This window comes from Paenibacillus alvei DSM 29, from assembly GCF_000293805.1.
In the GTDB taxonomy this organism is placed as follows: domain Bacteria; phylum Bacillota; class Bacilli; order Paenibacillales; family Paenibacillaceae; genus Paenibacillus_B; species Paenibacillus_B alvei.
This window is the reverse complement of the sequence record NZ_AMBZ01000006.1, coordinates 1-16,774: the sequence shown is the minus strand read 5'-3', so window position 1 is coordinate 16,774 and position 16,774 is coordinate 1. Positions and strand designations below refer to the sequence as shown.

Below are 16,774 nucleotides of genomic sequence, written 5' to 3'. Positions count from 1 at the left end.
CAGTTATTCGATGCAGGGCATAGTAAGCTGAAGAGATTAGATAGCTATAGCTGAAATTCCATGCACGATGAAATAAATGGCAAGGGGTGATCAACGTTAACATGTATGGACGGCTGTGTACAGCTATACTGGTTATCGGTTTCTTCTTTGCATCCATCGCATGGCAGCCTGTATGCTCGGCAGCTCAGCAGGTTGTTGATCAGGAGATCACCATGTATATACAGAAGCTGTTCGCGAATCGAGCTCAATATTTGCTGTCACAGAACGATGACGTGCTTCGAAATTTTTATTTGCCTGAGCGTTCATCAAGTATGAGAGCGATGAAGCATGAACAATTGCGAGCAAAATACGTACAAGCATGGGCCGAACATAGAGGGGTTCGCTTCGTGGAAGCCGGCAGTAATGCCAAGGTGGTTCGCATAAATAAGAGGGGCGATAACGTATTTATATCGGCGGTTGATTCCTTACGGCTCGCTTATTCTTATAAGGGGAGCTCCAATACGATTGAACAATTCGGGATTGGAACTCGTCATGCACTGACACTGACACGTAACAACGGAAACTGGCATGTTCTCAGAGAATGGTATTTGGATCCATTGGAAGAAAACCCAAAGTTGATTCCTAGTTTAAGCAAGAATATTCCTCGCACCGTATCTAGGCAGCATCATAGCTCGAAGGATATCAACCCTTCTAGCTCCGCCAAATCCACTAAAAGATACAATCGAATAAATGCGGTCCACTATGCCAACACATATGCAGGATTAGCATGGGGAGCGGGGAATAACAATCGGTACAACAAAAAATACCGTGATTATACCGGATTAGGCGGTGATTGCACGAATTTTGCTTCTCAATGCCTCGGCGACAAAGAAGGAGGCGGCTTGAAGATGAAGGGAGGGTGGCATCACTATCGTTCGGGGGGAAGCAGATTATGGGTTCAAACCGATGCTTTCAAAAACTTTCTGTTATATAGTGGATACGGAAAACTTATTAAGCGGGGAACTTTCTCGGACATTACAGAAGCGCGCAATAAGCATCCACAAGGAGCTTGGGCAGAGTTGCAACCAGGTGATCTTATCGGTCATGAGCTCGATGGTGATGTGGATCATTTTTCAATTGTGGTTGGCTTCGACGCCAACGGTTATCCATTAGTGAATTCTCATACTGCTGATCGCTATCGCGTTCCATTTGACTTAGGATGGGATCAATACACGGTTTACTGGCTCATTCATATCCGTGATTGAATCACTCAACTTGTAATAATCTTGTTCCAACACATACCCCGTCCGTTCTGCTCATACAATGATGAGGACAAGATGGATTGGTCGGTAGGTGAAAAAATGTGTTATCTTCTCTCGTGAAGCAAACGGCGCTGCGGAGCGCCGTACTCATCGTCGGAAAATGTATTGGACTAGCAGGTAGAGTTGGATTATCCAGAATACTTGGTGCTGAGGGCATTGGGTTATATCAAATGGCATACTCCTTCTTCGGTTTGATCTTAATGACCATTTCAGGAGGAGTGCCAACTGCACTTGCTTTATTTACGGCCAAGCAGCCAAATCGAGGGTGGAGAGCGCTTCAGCTTCTATCCGTGTATACCATAGTTATCGGATTAGTCCTCTCGTACTGGATGCATAATCATGCAGGAGATATTGCGGCGTTCGTCGGCAATCATGAATTGATTTGGGCGATACGCGCATTGTCTCCTGCTTTAATTGCTGTACCGCTGCTGCAACTGGCACGCGGATATATGCAGGGAGTTCGGAGCTATGAGGCTATTTCCGTGTCTGAATTGACCGAACAAGCTTTGCGTATCGCCATTTTGATCATACTTATAAGCCTACATGCATCTCAAGGGATTGGATATGCAGTAGGAATGGGACTATACGGAACAACAATCGCAGCAATCGGCGCATTTCTCGTATTAACGATTTTTGCGATAACCTCGAAGCAGTCTACAATGATGATTATTTACTCTCCGATGAACAAGGTTGGCCTGGGAATCATGCTCAGAACCTCAGTGATTATTGGCGGCACAAGAATGCTTGTCCCATTTTCTGATTTTATTGATTCTCTCCTTATTCCACACCGGCTGCAGGTTGCCGGTCACTCCTTATCAGAGTCAATTGCCATGTACGGCATTATCACTGGCATGGCTGCTGTTATTGTCTATATGCCCACCATGATAACCGCGGCAATTTCACATACCGTCACGATGAAGATAGCCGCGAACTATGAAGAAGGCAAGCAGAGCCGACGCGATATTGAGAAAGTGCTCCGATTTGTATGGACATGGGGAATCATAAGCGGACTATTTATTTTTATTTATGCAGAAGAAGCAGCTGGGCTTATATTTGGGGTAAAGGAAGCAGCAGAACCAATCCGCTACTTATCCGCTATCCCGCTAATCGTAGGCTTGCGGGAACTTACCACTAGTATTCTTTGGGCCCAAGAACGTAAGCATACCCCATTATTCGGCCTAGTTATAGGGATTTGCATATCTGTACTGCTCCAATACATTGTTATCGCAATTCCAGGGTTCGGCTATACTGGAGCCTCTATTGGCATTCTCTTGCTGGAAGCTATAGCAACGCTGTGGAATTTGCGTGCACTACACAATACGGGGTGCACCTTGTTTTCATTCAAGTGGGTCGGTTTGGATTTACCTTTCTTTTGCTGTGTTATGCTTCTCTTCGTTCCACCACTACTTCAAGGTGAACAACATCTCGTCACAATCGTGCTGACTGCGGTGTTTTTCTGGATATGTGCTTCACTTCTAATCGGAATGCGATACCGAAATAAGTAACTTACATAATCCGTAGCAGAAAGCACCCTATGCCTCCCCACTCGAACATCATTCAAGAGAATCAGCATAGGGACTCGTTATCCTGTTTTTGGCTACGAGGCTACAGAAAGAACGGGAGTAGGAAAAAATCTGCTATAAAGGGAAATGGGATACGGCGAAAAAAGAATCGGCGTCTAGGGAAAAATCCAGGGTGGAAGCCGAACTGTCTGTACGTTGACGTTTGAGCTGGCATTCCGCTCATTTGTGTCATCATTTGATCGCTTGGAATCGCAAGTGTTAAACCATCTTGATCAACATGAGCAATAAATCCATCATGACACATATTGTCCTTTGTCCGAATACCTACATAATTATTGACACAGTTCCAACTCACTTGGTGATAATAATTTGGATCCATAATAGCCTCCTTGGAAATAAATCTTCTCAGCATTAGTCTATCCGCGGATCCCTATATGGCTCACGGCAATAGCCCATTTCCAAAATAAATTTTTTGTCTTATGTCACAGTCATAGATGTTATTGTCATTGACAAGCAGCCGCACATCTCTGAAAAGTAATCATGAAAAATACACATAAAAAATCATACTAAAACGGATTGACAAAAAAGTAGTTAGGAACCATACTATATACATGACCAATCATCCAATAATCCCCAAATCCAATGATGCTGTACCTTCACTCATTCAGTCCAAGCGCCAGATCGAACGTTATAAACTGGATGCTGACGCACAAGCTATCCTCGTTGCTGCCAGACTGCTGGAGGCAGGCGCCAAGCTGGGACAGGCGGCAGAGGTTCATTTCTCCCGCTTCGGTCTATCAACAGGGCGTTATCGCTTGCTGGCAGATCTTGAAGACAATGGCGGAGAAGAGCTGCCCTCTCAATTGGCCAACAATCTCGGTGTAACACGTGCGACTGTCACCGGGTTAATTGACACCTTAGAACGGGATGGTTTCGTATCACGCCGTGCAAGTGCAGTCGATGGCCGGCAAAAATCGGTCATGCTGACAGAGCAGGGAGCTAACAAGCTGCGCGAAATGGCTCCCGAGCATTTTGCAAGGTTGGAAGCCATGGTTGGCTTGCTCACAGTTGAAGAACGAAGTGTGTTTCTCGATCTGCTTGGCAGGGTAACACAAGGCATCTCAGCACTGACTGAGGAACCAAAACTGAATGTATAGGCACATGAGAAACGTATGAAAATGGGCTAGTGAAAAACTAGCCTTTCTTCACCCTATATAATTAGGAACCTAATTATATAGGGTGAAGAAAAATACTCACAGAGAGGGTGCGCATATCACAGTGAACAAGCCGATGCGAACAAGCTGCATTGAAAAAGTCAACGACATGAAGCCTCATCCGTATGTACTATGGCGCGAGATGCTTGTAGCCTATGCTGCCCCTGCAGCAATGGCGGGAATCGGCGGCATAGTGAGCGGGGACAGGAGCCTATTCATCGCGGCTCTGACATCGATAGGCGGAACATCGGCATTTACAGCTTGGATCCTTAGTTATTGGTTGCAAAAGCGAAGTGTTCATTTGCGTTGGCTGTACAAATCGAAGCTTGTCATTGTAGCAATTGCCTTCGCCTTATTTGGCTGCTTAACAGGCATTGTAGTAGTCGTGGTTGTTTTTGGAATGCTGGGCCTAGTGTACACACCTGAACAGCTATCATGGCTGAATCGAATATGGTTCGATATTCCGCTGTCTACGACGATTGCCTGTATAAGCACAGCCTGTCGATGGCACTTATCCATGCAGAAACAGGTTGCAATGAAAAGGAGCGTGTCAAAATGATCGTGATCATAGGAGCAACAGGAACAATTGGAAATGCACTGCTCACTCAACTGGTTCAGTCAAACACACCTGTTCGTGCAATAAGCAGAGAAACGGAGAAATTAAAAACACAATTAGGAAAGGTAAACCAAGCAGATATTGAGGTCGCACAAGCGGATGCTTCCGACATACATTCTCTGCACTGTGCTCTACAAGGAGCTGATCAGCTTTTTGTAGCTATGTCCAATAGTCCGTTACAGGTCGAACTCGAAAGCAACGTAATTCGCACAGCAGCCGAAGTTGGGATTGAGCACATTGTAAAAATATCAAGTCCTGAATATCGTCAACATACACCTGTTGAAGTAGCCAGATGGCACCAAGAAATCGAGCAAATTATTCATGATTCGAATATGCTGCATACGATACTGCGTCCGTACGCATTTATGCAGAACCTGCTGAGAATGAAGGGATCTATTTCCAAGCAAAATGCCTTTTACGGATCTATGGGGGACGCTGTGTGCAACTTCATCGATTGTCGCGATATTGCGGCCGTCGCTGCTGTAGCATTAACGAATCGAGAGAAGGCAGGAAGAACCTACACGCTTACCGGCTCGGAATTATTCAATTATGAACAAATAGCGGCAAAATTTACAACTCTACTCGGACGAGCCGTCCGCTACATTGATCTGGATAGAGAAACCCATCTTCGCAATTTAATGGAATATGAACAAATGCCAGCATGGCTTGCAAATCATGTTGTAGAAATTCAAGCGATGTCGGCAGCCATTCCTGAGCAACCGACAAGAACAGTAGCTAACTTGCTCGGCCAGGAACCTCGAACGCTTGATGCTTTTTTACAAGAACATATCGGCCTGTTCCGGTAGTCGGATGGAGGAGGGAGAGTGCAGGTGTCTGACGGAACACAGTTGGATGGGGCATAAGGCTTTAAGGCTTGGGATATCATTATGCGTATCTATGAATATTAGCCGACAACATACGTGCAGTGACAAAAAAGTTTCGCTTCCATAGCATTTTTGCTAGTGGAAGCATTTTTTTATGAACGTATTCATAAAATTGGGCTTATTCACATAATCTTCGCATGAACATGCACTTCCATTAATACTTCAGTTGCATAATGATTTTTGAACGAAACGATTCTAATCCCAATAGTTCATGATGAGGAGGCGAAGAAGAAGTGAATATGCTTACAATGTTGAAGAGCAAATGGTTGAAGGTCGTACTTGCTGCCATGATTGCAGTACCTGTATTGTCTACTGGAGCAGGTTCACAAGCTTATGCAGAAGGCCCTGCCGATCCGGCGCCGTTTATTTCTGCCAAAGGTACACCGAACGGAAAGAAAGTATTGTTTGACAATACACATGGACAGACAGCAGGCGCAGCAGACTGGGTTATTGACGGCGGCTTCTCTGATTTTGCTAATGCGATTGCAAACAAAGGCTATGACGTAAAGGAACTGCGTAAATCAACGCCAATTACGTACAACGATCTGAAGGATTATCAGATATTTGTCATTGGCGAGGCAAACATTCCATACAAAACATCAGAGCAAGCAGCTATGCTGCAGTATGTGAACAACGGGGGCAGCATTTTCTTCATCGCAGATCATTATAATGCAGATCGTAATAAGAATCGTTGGGATGCTTCAGAGGTATTTAACGGCTATCGCCGTGGTGCATGGAGCAATCCAGCGCAAGGAATGAGCACGGAAGAAGCAAATTCATTTGCCATGCAGGACGTAGCCAACTCCGATTGGCTGGCAGATAACTTCGGTATGCGGATTCGCTATAATGCGTTGGGTGACATTAACGCGAATATCATCGTCCCTCCGCAGCAAGCATTAGACATAACGAATCAAGTAAATAGTGTAGCAATGCATGCAGGCTCGACAATTGCGATTACGAATCCTCAAATCGCTAAGGGCATTGTATATGTTCCGGCTCTTACCAGCAGCCAGAAATGGCCAAACGCAGTCGATCAAGGAGTTTATAATGGCGGTGGCGTAGCTGAGGGCGCTTATGTTGCCATCGCGAAGGTCGGATTGGGCAAGGCAGCAGTCATTGGTGATTCATCTCCTGTTGAAGATGCGACGCCTAAGTACTTGCGTGAAGAGAACGGCCAAAAGAAAAAACATATGACGGCTTCAAAGAACAGGATGATGCCATCCTGCTAATGAATCTCATCGACTGGCTGTCGAATCAGGAATCCTATACCAATTTTACCCAGGTTCCTGGCCTTCAACTTGACACTTCGACAGCACTTCTTCCATTCGAAACACCGCAGCTAAGCACGGAACCGCAGCCTGAGCCTTGGGCAGCCCCAGCAGCAGGATATAAATGGTGGGATGCATCAACGTTCAAGAGTGGATCGTATGGTGCTTCAAGCGGCGGACAGAATCCTTCCGGCAATCCTTCCATGACACACCCTGCTTCCTTGACTGCCGGAACGCCATTCGACGTGACTATTTCAGCAAGCGGCTTAACACCGAACAGCACGATCACGCTGCAAATTGGAGTATACTTAACAGGCGGGCTGCAGGTAGGCCAAGTTCAACACCCGAACGGATCATGGCCGAGTGGATATGGATATCAGAATGTGACGCTTTCAGCCGATGGGAGCGGAACTGCGGTGCAAACGATTCAAATGCGCACACAGTCCGGTAAAAGCGGTGCAGCCAATATTCGTCTGCGCAAGGATAGCAGCAATGTGTACCAAACCGATTCGGTAACGATTACGCCTTAACCGATACTGCACGCAAACAAAACATATCGAGCAGCCCCCGCCGCTTCACGCAGCAGGGGCTCTCTGTGATTTCACTTATACAGCAAGAATGAGAAGGAGTTTGACGATGAACAAAGATATTTCGAATCATTCACAAGCAACTAATCTTACATTTCCATTCGCAATCATACATACGAGTGACATTCACGGCACTGTTATGCCGTACCGCTATGCCGATCAGCAACCGATCGAAGCAGGGCTAGCCAAAATCTCAACAGCACTTGACCTATTGCGGCAGCAATATTCGGATACGATTTATATCGATAATGGCGATCTGATTCAAGGTACACCGCTTTCGTATTATCATGCACGCATGCAGCCAGAGCTGCCTAATCCATTAATCGCCTGCATGAACATTATGAAGGCAGACGCTGCCGTGATCGGCAATCATGAATTTAACTATGGACTGCCTTATTTACAGCAGGCGATCAAGGAGTCTCACTTCCCATGGCTAAGCGCCAATTTGCTCCGAGGTGAGGAGGGGGAGCCATTTTTCGGCAGTCCCTACATCGTGAAGGAATGTGCAAATGGTCTGAAAATAGGTATTCTAGGCGTAACTACTCCTTATATTCCGAATTGGGAACTGCCGCAGAACATAGCGGGTATTTATTTTGAAGATGCGGTAACCGCTGCGAAGCGCTGGGTCGACATCCTGCGGAACGAAGAGCTGGTCGATCTCGTCATCGTATCCTATCACGGTGGATTTGAGCGAGACTTACACAGCGGAATGCAAGCAGAGGCTGATACCGGCGAGAATCAGGGGTACCGAATCTGTATGGATGTGCCAGGAATCGATATTTTGCTTACTGGACACCAGCACCGCTTGATTGTAAACGAGCAGGTGAACGGAGTATGGGTTGCTCAGCCGAGTTCTCATGCTCAAGGGATGGGTTACATGGAAATCAGCATGACCAAAACTGAGGAGGGATGGTCATTGGCAAGCTGTCGCTCTGAATTTATGGATGTCGATGGAGCGGCTTCTGACGAGCGGATTTTAGATGCTATTGCTGATACTGAACGTAAAGTGCAGGCCTGGCTGGATCAACCGATTGGCAGGGTAGAGGGCAGTATGGCAATTGACGATCCCGCACGAACACGCCTTGCCGATCATCCCTTGATCACATTCATCAACCGCGTGCAGATGGAATACGGTCACACCGACATATCCAATACAGCCCTCTTCGATGACAGTGCGCCCGGATTCCTCGGCAGCATTACAATGAGACATGTAATGGCCAATTACATGTATCCGAATACTCTGCGGGTCATTCGCATTTCGGGTCAAGATATTAAGGACGCCCTGGAGCAATCTGCTACTTATTTTACGTTGTCAGAACAAGGTGACAGCATACAGGTGAGTGAATCATTTTTATACCCGAAGCCGCAGCATTATAACTATGACATGTGGTCAGGCATCGAGTATGAAATTCAGGTGTCTCAACCAATCGGGGAGCGCGTGACAAAGCTAACGGTCAGTGGGGCGCCAATTGAACTGCATGCATTGTATGACGTCGCCATGAACAATTACCGAGCAGGGGGCGGGGGGAATTACCACATGTTTGCCAATAAACCTGTTGTTCGCGATCTGCCGACGGATATGGCTGAGTTAATTGCGGATTATATTATGAAGCGAGGAACGATTACCGCTGTGCAATGCAATAGTTGGAAAGTTGTCATTTAGCTTATCACATTGGCTTGCGTTTAAAGGCAAATTGCTTGGAATATCAATGATTTAAAACCCCTCATACATCGAACGAGTCAGCGCCCATTTTTACACAATAGATGAATATGCACTATACCGTAGATAACAGGCACTCATAGTATATGATTAGTTCGATTATTTCCTTTTTTACACTTTAAAAATGTATGAGGAGTGATTGTATGTCTCAAGCGAATGTGCCAAATATAACGCCTGTAATAACCCTTACTCGTGGTGAAGCATTTAACCTGTTACTTGCGTCGATTGCGTTGGAAGAGTTGGGGCTTAGCCATATTATTAATGCAGAAGGGGAAAAGATTCAGTTCGCACTTGGAACATTACCGGGAGTTACCAGTCCGCCAGCAACCATTAGTAATATCCTGGCTGTAAATGCAAGTGTACAACAAACCATATCGGCCATTACTAAAAAAGAATTGGTACTGTTAGATAAGCTGGAAAATGTGCTAGATGCAATAGAACGTCTAGGTGGTTAACAGGTGCCAATTGGTAATGAAGTGGTTGAAGATTAAATTGTACAAATGCTAAAATCTTTCACCTCGTAAAAAATGCGTTAGTCATTCGTGCTATTTGCAACCGTACGAATGACTAACGCTTCATTCAATTTAGTAATCCCGGATCATCATGATATGGAAGCTATCCATTATTCGATCAATCCAAGATGAATATATATTGCAAATGTAACTACTCCATCCTGAGTCAATTGATGATCTCGTTGGTAACGCTTAAGGGCAGAGGTAGTGTTAGATCTAAACTTGCCGTCGCACCTTCCGGTAAAATAGCCGGCACTCTGCAGACGGGATTGGATCAACTGCACATCTCCTCCAGCATCACCTTCCGCTAAGTTACGCGGATCATGCTTCAAGTCCCCTAACACATGACCCATGATGACCACTTTCGTGCCGATCGGAATCATTTCATATAATTCCATAACATCCTTATTGCGCATCCGTATACATCCGTGACTAACATGCCGACCTATGGAATGGGGCTTATTCGTACCATGAATTCCATAGTGCCCCCAAGACACATTTAAGCCAAGCCAACGTGGGCCGAATGATGGGCCCCAATTCTCTCCCTTAAAGATAATCCGAAATTCCCCAGCAGGCGTAGGAGTAGTGGGATTGCCGACAGCAATGTGATAAGACTTAGTGGAAATCCCGTTCTTCATTACGACAAGGCGGTGCAAGTGAGGGAATATGACAATTGAAAAAGCATTTGGATCGGACTGTACTGTACGTATAGGCTGGGCGCGGGCAAGATTATGGTCAAGCATATCTATTCCAAGATGGATAAGCAAAAAAATGGACAGTAATCGTAAGCATGTTATTTTCAATCGATATACACTCATTAACATCTCCATTCCCCAAACACTGAAAAATTTCCTTTCGGGTAGTTTCACCGAATCTGAACAATCTATACAAAATAACAACTAGGATAAGCATTTCGCTTTTACGCGAAATTATTAAAATATCCTTAACACAACGGCATATCACAGCTACAGGATCGAAGAAGTTTTTACGAATCGTTACGTAAGCAGTATACTAGTATCTTTCCAGTCTGTTGTAGGGAAATTCGCGCCGTATCCAGATGCCGATCTGTTTCTCTCTTCTCGTGATCATCCAATGGACATGGTGATGGCAATGAATTTGGGGGCTGATGATTATATGCAGAAGCCATTCCATATTGAAGTGCTGTTCGCTAAGGTTCAAGCCGTTCTGAGACGTACATATGCATACGGAGAAGAGACTGTCGATCTTATCGAATGGAATGGAGCGTCTGATGTTTTTCCGTTATGTAAACGAGATGAAGAGCTGAATTGGATTCTTTTTGGGCGCATTGTGCCTTTTTTGATCACATAAGTGTTTTATATAGCATTTAACGGCATACATAACGTATAAGGGACAGCAATTAATGCTGTCTTTTTTTGCGTACAAATAATCATTTTACCACTAGAAATAGTAATGATACTCCCCTGTTTATTTGATTTATTTATAGCTACAATAAATTCAACTTCAGTAGTACACTTCAAACTTATTGATGCAAACAACATTAAATTAGGAGGAACATTTAATGAAAAAGTCATTAATTCTTATGACTGCGGCTGCTACGCTCTTGATGGCTATCCCAGCATATGCACAACCATCTATTTCAAATGTGACTCAAGCTAAAAGCTCTGTTAAAGCAGTAAATTACACGTGGGGTTTTGAAGTCAGAGCAGGTAAAACAGAGTCTTCTGGCTCATTCTATCCAACTGGTGACAGAATAACTTTACAGGCGAAGCAATCCAGTGACGGAAACACAAAAATTGAATATACGCTTTATGAAGAAACAAATCGTGATAGTGATACTGAAATAGCCAGTAAGACAGTGCGGAGAAACCATGATGAGAAACTTGTGTTTGAAGATGTTCTAGTTAATAAAAATAAGAAACACTATGTAGTGGCTCACAACTTAGGTGATAAAACAACTAAAGGAGTAGCATACATCTCCCGCTAAAATTAATTCTATTGAAGCCCGTTATCCCCTTTTGTGGGAAGCGGGCTTTCTTTGTTAATTACGCAATAAGGGGTGTTCAACGTAATGACACAGCCAATTGAGGGCAGCGAGCACGAGATAAAAGCATTTGTTCACGAACCGCGCGTAGTGCAGTATACAATTGGAATTACGGCTGCTGGACGAATCGGAGTTGTAATTGAAAGAAGCCCAAGGATCCCCAGGCTTTCTTTGTAATTGTGCTACAAGTCCGCGCCAGCTTTAAGATTTTTTTCTAAAAAACAGAAGAGAAATCAGGATAATTACTAGAATTGCTAAAATATTAAAGATCACTTGAAATGTTCCAACTTGTGTCCGAGAAATAATAAAACCCATAATAGCAATAATTAGAACCACTAACCCAAAAAGATATTTTTTTTATTCAAATTAACCCCTCCTACCGGCGAAAAATATATTACAGAATAACATACTCATTAGTATAATATACGCTATATATTGGTAAAGTAGGGTTAGTACACCCATGAATTATTTTTTCAAGAAGACTATTTCTGGGTCGTAGCTTTGGTGCTGTTGTTAAATTTAATAGGAGTTGGTTCGGCAAGTGCTAGTAACGAAAACACATACCAATTTAGCCAAACTGAATTTGCTGAGTTGGAAAAAAACCTATACCTAATTGAAGCTATACCTGATGAAGTAATTGAACAAGGATCCCAAACAACTGCCGAATGGCTGAGTGCTTACACAGGTGATATGTATATTACAGATGGAGAGAAATTCTATAATACATCAAAAGTAGAGACTTTAGGGGTAATTGGGTGTATTTCAGCAGTAGGACTGGCTATTGCCGAAAACCTGTTCTCATTTACAAAGATTGCAAAAAAATTAAAGACGTTATTAAAGCAGGTGGAGGAGTAACAAAATTTATTGGTAACTTGGTTCCTGCTTTTAAAGTTGCTAGAAGTGAGTGGGGTTACAGCATAAGTGAAGCAATTGGATATGCTGTTAAAACCGCTGCACAAGATGCAGGCCCTGAATTAATTAGTCGGCAATTGGTTTTTTTAGTATAGGGGACATCTATTCTTCTTGCTTTGAATAAAAACTACCATTCAAAAGGAATTTGTATATTATTAATAAAGTAAAAACGAACTCAACACAAACAAAAAAGAGCTCTTTTCGAGTGTCGTGTGACGGGACTGACCCCATAACGTGAGACAAATCAAAACACCTTTAAGAGAAATATCCTTATATCGTAAGATAAGGGAGACAATCTTGGAGGTGTTTTTGCGTTGGCAACTAGAGTGAGTTACCCGGCGGAAGTGAAATTGAAAGCAATCGAAATGAGATTAGCTGGTATTCCTGTGAAAGAAGTAATGAACGAGCTAAACATCAAAAATGAGACTCAGTTAAAAGTCTGGATGAAATGGTATCGGGAAGGTGAACTCTATCGCCTGGAGCAGCCAGTAGGTAAGCAATACAGCTACGGCAAAGGCCCAGAATATCTATCAGAGCTTGAAAAAGTGAAAGCAGAGAATCATTTTCTTAAGCAGCAGTTAGAGGTTCTAAAAAAGTACAAGGATTTGGAAAGGAGGTGTCACCTGAAGTAGTTATCGCTTGGATGGAGTCCATTCGAGGAGAAATAAGTATTACTCAAGCCTGTGCATGGTTAGGGATTCCTCGATCTAATTATTATCGTTGGAAATCATCTTGCAGAGCTAAGCGTGTAGATAATGCCGTAGGGAAAATTCGAGAGCTCTGTACGGAACATAAATTCCGTTATGGGTACCGAAAGATCACGTCACTCCTTCGAATGGAACAACAAATTAATCACAAACGTGTACAGCGAATTATGCAACGTGAAGGACTACAATGCCGAGTTAAAGTGAAGAAACGCAAACCTACTGGACAGCCAGCACATGTCGCGGAACACCTGTTAAAGCGTCAATTTCAAGCAATTGCTCCGATGCAAAAACTCGTGACTGATATTACGTATTTGCCTTACGGCGGAAAAACACTATACTTATCAAGTATTTTAGACTTGTATAACGGAGAGATCGTGGCTTACAGTATAGCAGACAAGCAAGACACTTCTTTTGTTCTTGATACGCTGAATCAGCTTCCGCTACGTTCAGATATGATGCTTCACAGCGATCAAGGAAGTGTATATACGTCTCAGGTTTATCAAGAAGCAATAAAAGCAAAAGGCATTACCATGAGCATGTCCCGCAAGGGAACGCCCGCTGATAATGCCCCCATCGAATCGTTTCATTCCACACTAAAGTCTGAAACGTTCTATCTCGAAAAAATTACCTGTACAACGACCGCCATCGTTGAGCAGATCGTTCGAGATTACATTACTTACTATAACTCAATTCGCATTCAAACGAAACTAAATAACCAGTCGCCGATTAATTTTCGACGACTGGCTGCTTAAACTTGTAAGGTGTTTTGATCCCTGTCTCACAAACGGGGGTCAGTCCCGACCAGAAGGAGCTTTTTTTTGTGTTCAGTAAGGAGTTAACTTATCCCAGTCGTACCAGCGTCGTTGACACCACCCGCAGCGTGTGTTTTACGTCATTTGTTGGCTAGATCCCTAATCGTGATCATTCATTTACATATTTTGCCGATTACATGCATCTATTTTATACAATTTATCCTGATGCTCATATCTAGGGCAGGAAGGAAATACAAAAAACCGCAGCCATGCCAGCCGCGGTTAATGATCAAGTATTTTTTGATTCCTATTTGAGTTATTTACCTTGGTTAGAATCGAGTTGTTGCCTTCTGTCTTTTTTAATTGCACCTAATGCAGTACCAGCATCGACCTGAATCAGTTTTGATTTTGATACCTCGATGTGTTGGGACGTGTAGATTCCTGTATGGCCAGAAAATAAATAACTGACTAAGCAAGCAATAAACATATATAATGCGCCTTCCGAACCGAATAGCTCTATTCCCATCAGAAAACAGGCGATAGGCGTATTCGTAGCACCGCAAAATACAGCGATAAAGCCCAATGCTGCCAGAAAGGGAGCGTGCAGTTGCAGCAGGCCTGACAAGGTGTTGCCCAACGTAGCCCCAATCGCGAATAGCGGGGTAACCTCACCGCCCTGAAAGCCTGCTCCTAATGTGAAGGAGGTGAAAATGAGCTTGCCAAGAAAGGCGAAAGGGGATACGTTCTCCGTAAAAGAACTTTGAATTAATGGTATACCTAGACCTAAATAGTCACGCGATCCGACGATATACACAAATCCGATAATGACAAGACCGCCTACTGCGCTTTTTATCATCGGATTAGCAAACAGCTTGGTGTAGCCTTTTTTTAAAAAGTGAGTGAGTTGACTGAACAGTCGGCTTGTTAGTCCAAAGAGAATCGATGCTAGTATAACCTTACCTAGTACGATTGCCGACAACCCAGGAAACTCGTGTACCGCATAGTGAATATGAGTAATTCCCCATACATTCGAGGTGACGATATTGCCTACGAAGCTTGCTACAAATGCAGGGATAAGAGCCTCATGCCGAATAAGACCAATCGCAAGCACTTCAAGACCGAATACCGTACCTGCAAGCGGGGTGCCGAATATAGAGCCGAATCCGCCGCTTATTCCACATATGAGCAAAATTTTGCGATCTACTGCATCCACCTTCAACAACTTTCCAAGCCATTCTGACAAGCTGCCTCCCATTTGAACTGCCGTGCCTTCACGTCCAGCCGATCCGCCGAACAGATGGGTAACAAGTGTGCCAAAAAGAACTAACGGGGCCATGCGCAGCGGAATCGTTTCCTTGCCATCGTGAATTTGCTCCAGGATTAAATTGTTCCCTTTAGCACTGTTCTTGCCGAACTTCCAATATAGAAAGCTTACCAGCGCTCCGCCGAGCGGCAATAAGTACAATAACCAGGGATGCTCCAGCCTCGTGATTGTGACATAATCCAAACTTAATAAAAAATACGCAGAAGCCGTACCTGATAATAGTCCAACAAGGCTTCCCAGTACAATCCATTTCAAAAAAGATACTATAATGGCGGGGTATGTAGTTGTTTCTAATAGCCGTTGCAGCTTGCCTTTCTGATTATTTACATACATAACTTCCTCAACGTCCTTTCCTCTCCTTCTATTGTGGACAAAAAACAGACTCCTACCAGGGAAATGAAAATTCTCTGGTAGGAGTCATTAGCCTCATCGGCGGTTATGGCGAACTCCATCGCCTATTCATGCTAACGTAATTGTATTTTAATTCATGATTCAAGTCAAACCTATTCCATTACCATATTCGCGATTCGCGGATAGTTGATAGACGTTATTCCATAGGATTCATTTCCTTATTGAAACTCCAACAATTTCGAAGAAGGGAAGCACAAGGGAATTATACATATGTACAGTGCTCCTGATACTCGGAACGATATTATGCGTATTACTGGCCTTTTTATGTGCAGGTCACAAGTCTTCTGGGAACAGTCGCAATGATCTACCAACCGGTACTAGGCTTTATTATTTTATGTCTTTACCTCTCGATCTTTATCCAAGCCCTTTCTCCATATGTTCATATAATTATAGAGTGGTAGAAAATACAACTTGAGGGAGGGGTTTATTTGTCACAATCTAGTATACCCAACATCACTCCTACTATTTCAGTAACTAGAGATAATGCAATTAATTTATTGTTATCTTCTATAGCTTTGGAAGAGATTGGGTTAAGCCACATTATTAATGCCGAAGGTGAAAAAATTCAGTTTGCTTTAGGAACTCTACCAGGTGTTACTTCTCCATCTGCTACAATTAGCGACATTTTACTTGTAAACGAAAGTGTAAGAGATACAATACGAGACATAACAAAAAAGGAATTAATTCTACAGTCCAAACTAGAAAGCATCTTGTCTATACCGATATCTGTCGGACCAACAGGACCAACAGGTCCAACAGGCCCAACTGGCCCTAGTACTGGTATTACTGGAGCCACCGGAGCAACTGGAGCCACAGGAGCGACCGGAGCCACAGGAGCGGCAGGAGTAACAGGAGCGACCGGAGCAACTGGAGTGGCAGGAGTAACAGGAGCAACAGGAGCAACAGGAGTAACAGGAGCAGCCGGAGCGACCGGAGCGACAGGAGCGACTGGAGTGGCAGGAGCCACCGGAGCGACTGGAGCAACAGGAGCGACAGGAGTAACAGGAGCGACCGGAGCAA

The 16,774-nt window shown here is 43.9% G+C and carries 14 protein-coding genes, 2 pseudogenes and 1 riboswitch; of the genes and pseudogenes, 13 read left to right on the top strand and 3 right to left on the bottom strand.

The window, feature by feature from the left end; all coding sequences use genetic code 11:
* Positions 1–101: 101 nt before the first annotated feature.
* Both PAV_RS19300 and PAV_RS19295 read left to right on the top strand, forming a co-directional pair.
* On the top strand, positions 102–1,244 hold the full coding sequence (locus PAV_RS19300; protein ID WP_040736295.1) for an amidase domain-containing protein: 1,143 nt from the start codon (positions 102–104) through the stop codon (positions 1,242–1,244).
* Positions 1,245–1,342: 98 nt separating this feature from the next.
* Entirely contained in the window at positions 1,343–2,806 is a 1,464-nt protein-coding gene (locus tag PAV_RS19295; protein ID WP_005549102.1) for an oligosaccharide flippase family protein, read from the top strand.
* Positions 2,807–2,906: 100 nt separating this feature from the next.
* Here PAV_RS19295 and PAV_RS19290 read toward each other — a convergent pair whose 3' ends face one another.
* On the bottom strand, positions 2,907–3,203 hold the full coding sequence (locus tag PAV_RS19290) for a hypothetical protein (RefSeq protein WP_005549100.1): 297 nt from the start codon (positions 3,201–3,203) through the stop codon (positions 2,907–2,909).
* A 232-nt stretch (positions 3,204–3,435) separates the two neighbouring features.
* On the opposite strand from PAV_RS19290, the gene PAV_RS19285 reads away from it, so the two are divergent.
* The 6 genes and pseudogenes from PAV_RS19285 (at position 3,436) to PAV_RS19260 (ending at position 9,568) form a co-directional block, all read left to right on the top strand.
* Entirely contained in the window at positions 3,436–3,981 is a 546-nt protein-coding gene (locus tag PAV_RS19285; RefSeq protein ID WP_005549098.1) for a MarR family winged helix-turn-helix transcriptional regulator, read from the top strand.
* Positions 3,982–4,102: 121 nt separating this feature from the next.
* Positions 4,103–4,597, top strand: coding sequence for a hypothetical protein (locus PAV_RS19280; protein ID WP_051135166.1), 495 nt, complete (start codon positions 4,103–4,105; stop codon positions 4,595–4,597).
* The gene (locus tag PAV_RS19275) at positions 4,594–5,460 is read left to right on the top strand and encodes an NmrA family NAD(P)-binding protein (RefSeq protein ID WP_005549095.1); all 867 of its coding nucleotides are present in this window, start codon (positions 4,594–4,596) and stop codon (positions 5,458–5,460) included. The genes PAV_RS19280 and PAV_RS19275 overlap by 4 nt, the downstream gene beginning before the upstream one ends.
* A 326-nt stretch (positions 5,461–5,786) precedes the next feature.
* Positions 5,787–7,336, top strand: a pseudogene (locus PAV_RS19270) (DNA-binding protein).
* 106 nt (positions 7,337–7,442) lie between these two features.
* Positions 7,443–9,056, top strand: coding sequence for a bifunctional metallophosphatase/5'-nucleotidase (locus tag PAV_RS19265; protein WP_005549090.1), 1,614 nt, complete (start codon positions 7,443–7,445; stop codon positions 9,054–9,056).
* A 200-nt stretch (positions 9,057–9,256) separates the two neighbouring features.
* Complete coding sequence (locus PAV_RS19260) at positions 9,257–9,568, top strand: alpha-helical endospore appendage domain-containing protein (RefSeq protein ID WP_005549089.1); 312 nt, start codon at positions 9,257–9,259, stop codon at positions 9,566–9,568.
* A 167-nt stretch (positions 9,569–9,735) separates the two neighbouring features.
* On the opposite strand, the gene PAV_RS19255 is transcribed toward PAV_RS19260, so the two are convergent.
* Positions 9,736–10,443, bottom strand: a complete 708-nt coding sequence (locus tag PAV_RS19255; RefSeq protein ID WP_005549088.1) for a L,D-transpeptidase family protein — start codon at positions 10,441–10,443, stop codon at positions 9,736–9,738.
* 213 nt (positions 10,444–10,656) lie between these two features.
* On the opposite strand from PAV_RS19255, the pseudogene PAV_RS19250 reads away from it, so the two are divergent.
* The 4 genes and pseudogenes from PAV_RS19250 to PAV_RS19230 form a co-directional block, all read left to right on the top strand.
* A pseudogene (locus tag PAV_RS19250) lies at positions 10,657–10,870 on the top strand (response regulator); the annotation flags it as partial.
* A gap of 295 nt (positions 10,871–11,165) precedes the next feature.
* Positions 11,166–11,591 (top strand): hypothetical protein, encoded by a 426-nt coding sequence (locus PAV_RS19245; RefSeq protein WP_005549085.1) that lies wholly within the window; start codon positions 11,166–11,168, stop codon positions 11,589–11,591.
* Between the two features lie 561 nt (positions 11,592–12,152).
* Positions 12,153–12,503: a hypothetical protein gene (locus PAV_RS19240; protein ID WP_005549083.1), complete on the top strand. Its 351-nt coding sequence runs from the start codon at positions 12,153–12,155 to the stop codon at positions 12,501–12,503.
* A gap of 371 nt (positions 12,504–12,874) precedes the next feature.
* Positions 12,875–14,019 (top strand): IS3 family transposase gene (locus PAV_RS19230; RefSeq protein WP_085981350.1). Its coding sequence is split into 2 segments (ribosomal slippage): positions 12,875–13,148 and positions 13,148–14,019, totalling 1,146 coding nucleotides; the frame shifts between segments, so codons are not numbered across the junction.
* A gap of 316 nt (positions 14,020–14,335) precedes the next feature.
* Here PAV_RS19230 and PAV_RS19225 read toward each other — a convergent pair.
* Positions 14,336–15,676, bottom strand: a complete 1,341-nt coding sequence (locus PAV_RS19225) for a voltage-gated chloride channel family protein (protein ID WP_005549081.1) — start codon at positions 15,674–15,676, stop codon at positions 14,336–14,338.
* A gap of 71 nt (positions 15,677–15,747) precedes the next feature.
* A riboswitch (Fluoride riboswitch) is annotated at positions 15,748–15,808 on the bottom strand.
* A gap of 374 nt (positions 15,809–16,182) precedes the next feature.
* Here PAV_RS19225 and PAV_RS35560 point away from each other — a divergent pair.
* A partial coding sequence (locus PAV_RS35560; protein WP_040736289.1) for an alpha-helical endospore appendage domain-containing protein occupies positions 16,183–16,774 on the top strand: 592 nt, incomplete at its 3' end.

What these genes read in the sequence shown, in the direction of transcription:
- PAV_RS19285 (WP_005549098.1), top strand. Translation starts at nt 3,436, where the DNA reads ATGACCAATCATCCAATAATCCCCAAATCCAATGATGCTGTACCTTCA.
- PAV_RS19225 (WP_005549081.1), bottom strand. Translation starts at nt 15,676, where the DNA reads ATGTATGTAAATAATCAGAAAGGCAAGCTGCAACGGCTATTAGAAACA.
- PAV_RS19260 (WP_005549089.1), top strand. Translation starts at nt 9,257, where the DNA reads ATGTCTCAAGCGAATGTGCCAAATATAACGCCTGTAATAACCCTTACT.
- PAV_RS19290 (WP_005549100.1), bottom strand. Translation starts at nt 3,203, where the DNA reads ATGGATCCAAATTATTATCACCAAGTGAGTTGGAACTGTGTCAATAAT.
- PAV_RS19245 (WP_005549085.1), top strand. Translation starts at nt 11,166, where the DNA reads ATGAAAAAGTCATTAATTCTTATGACTGCGGCTGCTACGCTCTTGATG.
- PAV_RS19255 (WP_005549088.1), bottom strand. Translation starts at nt 10,443, where the DNA reads ATGAGTGTATATCGATTGAAAATAACATGCTTACGATTACTGTCCATT.
- PAV_RS19265 (WP_005549090.1), top strand. Translation starts at nt 7,443, where the DNA reads ATGAACAAAGATATTTCGAATCATTCACAAGCAACTAATCTTACATTT.
- PAV_RS19275 (WP_005549095.1), top strand. Translation starts at nt 4,594, where the DNA reads ATGATCGTGATCATAGGAGCAACAGGAACAATTGGAAATGCACTGCTC.
- PAV_RS19300 (WP_040736295.1), top strand. Translation starts at nt 102, where the DNA reads ATGTATGGACGGCTGTGTACAGCTATACTGGTTATCGGTTTCTTCTTT.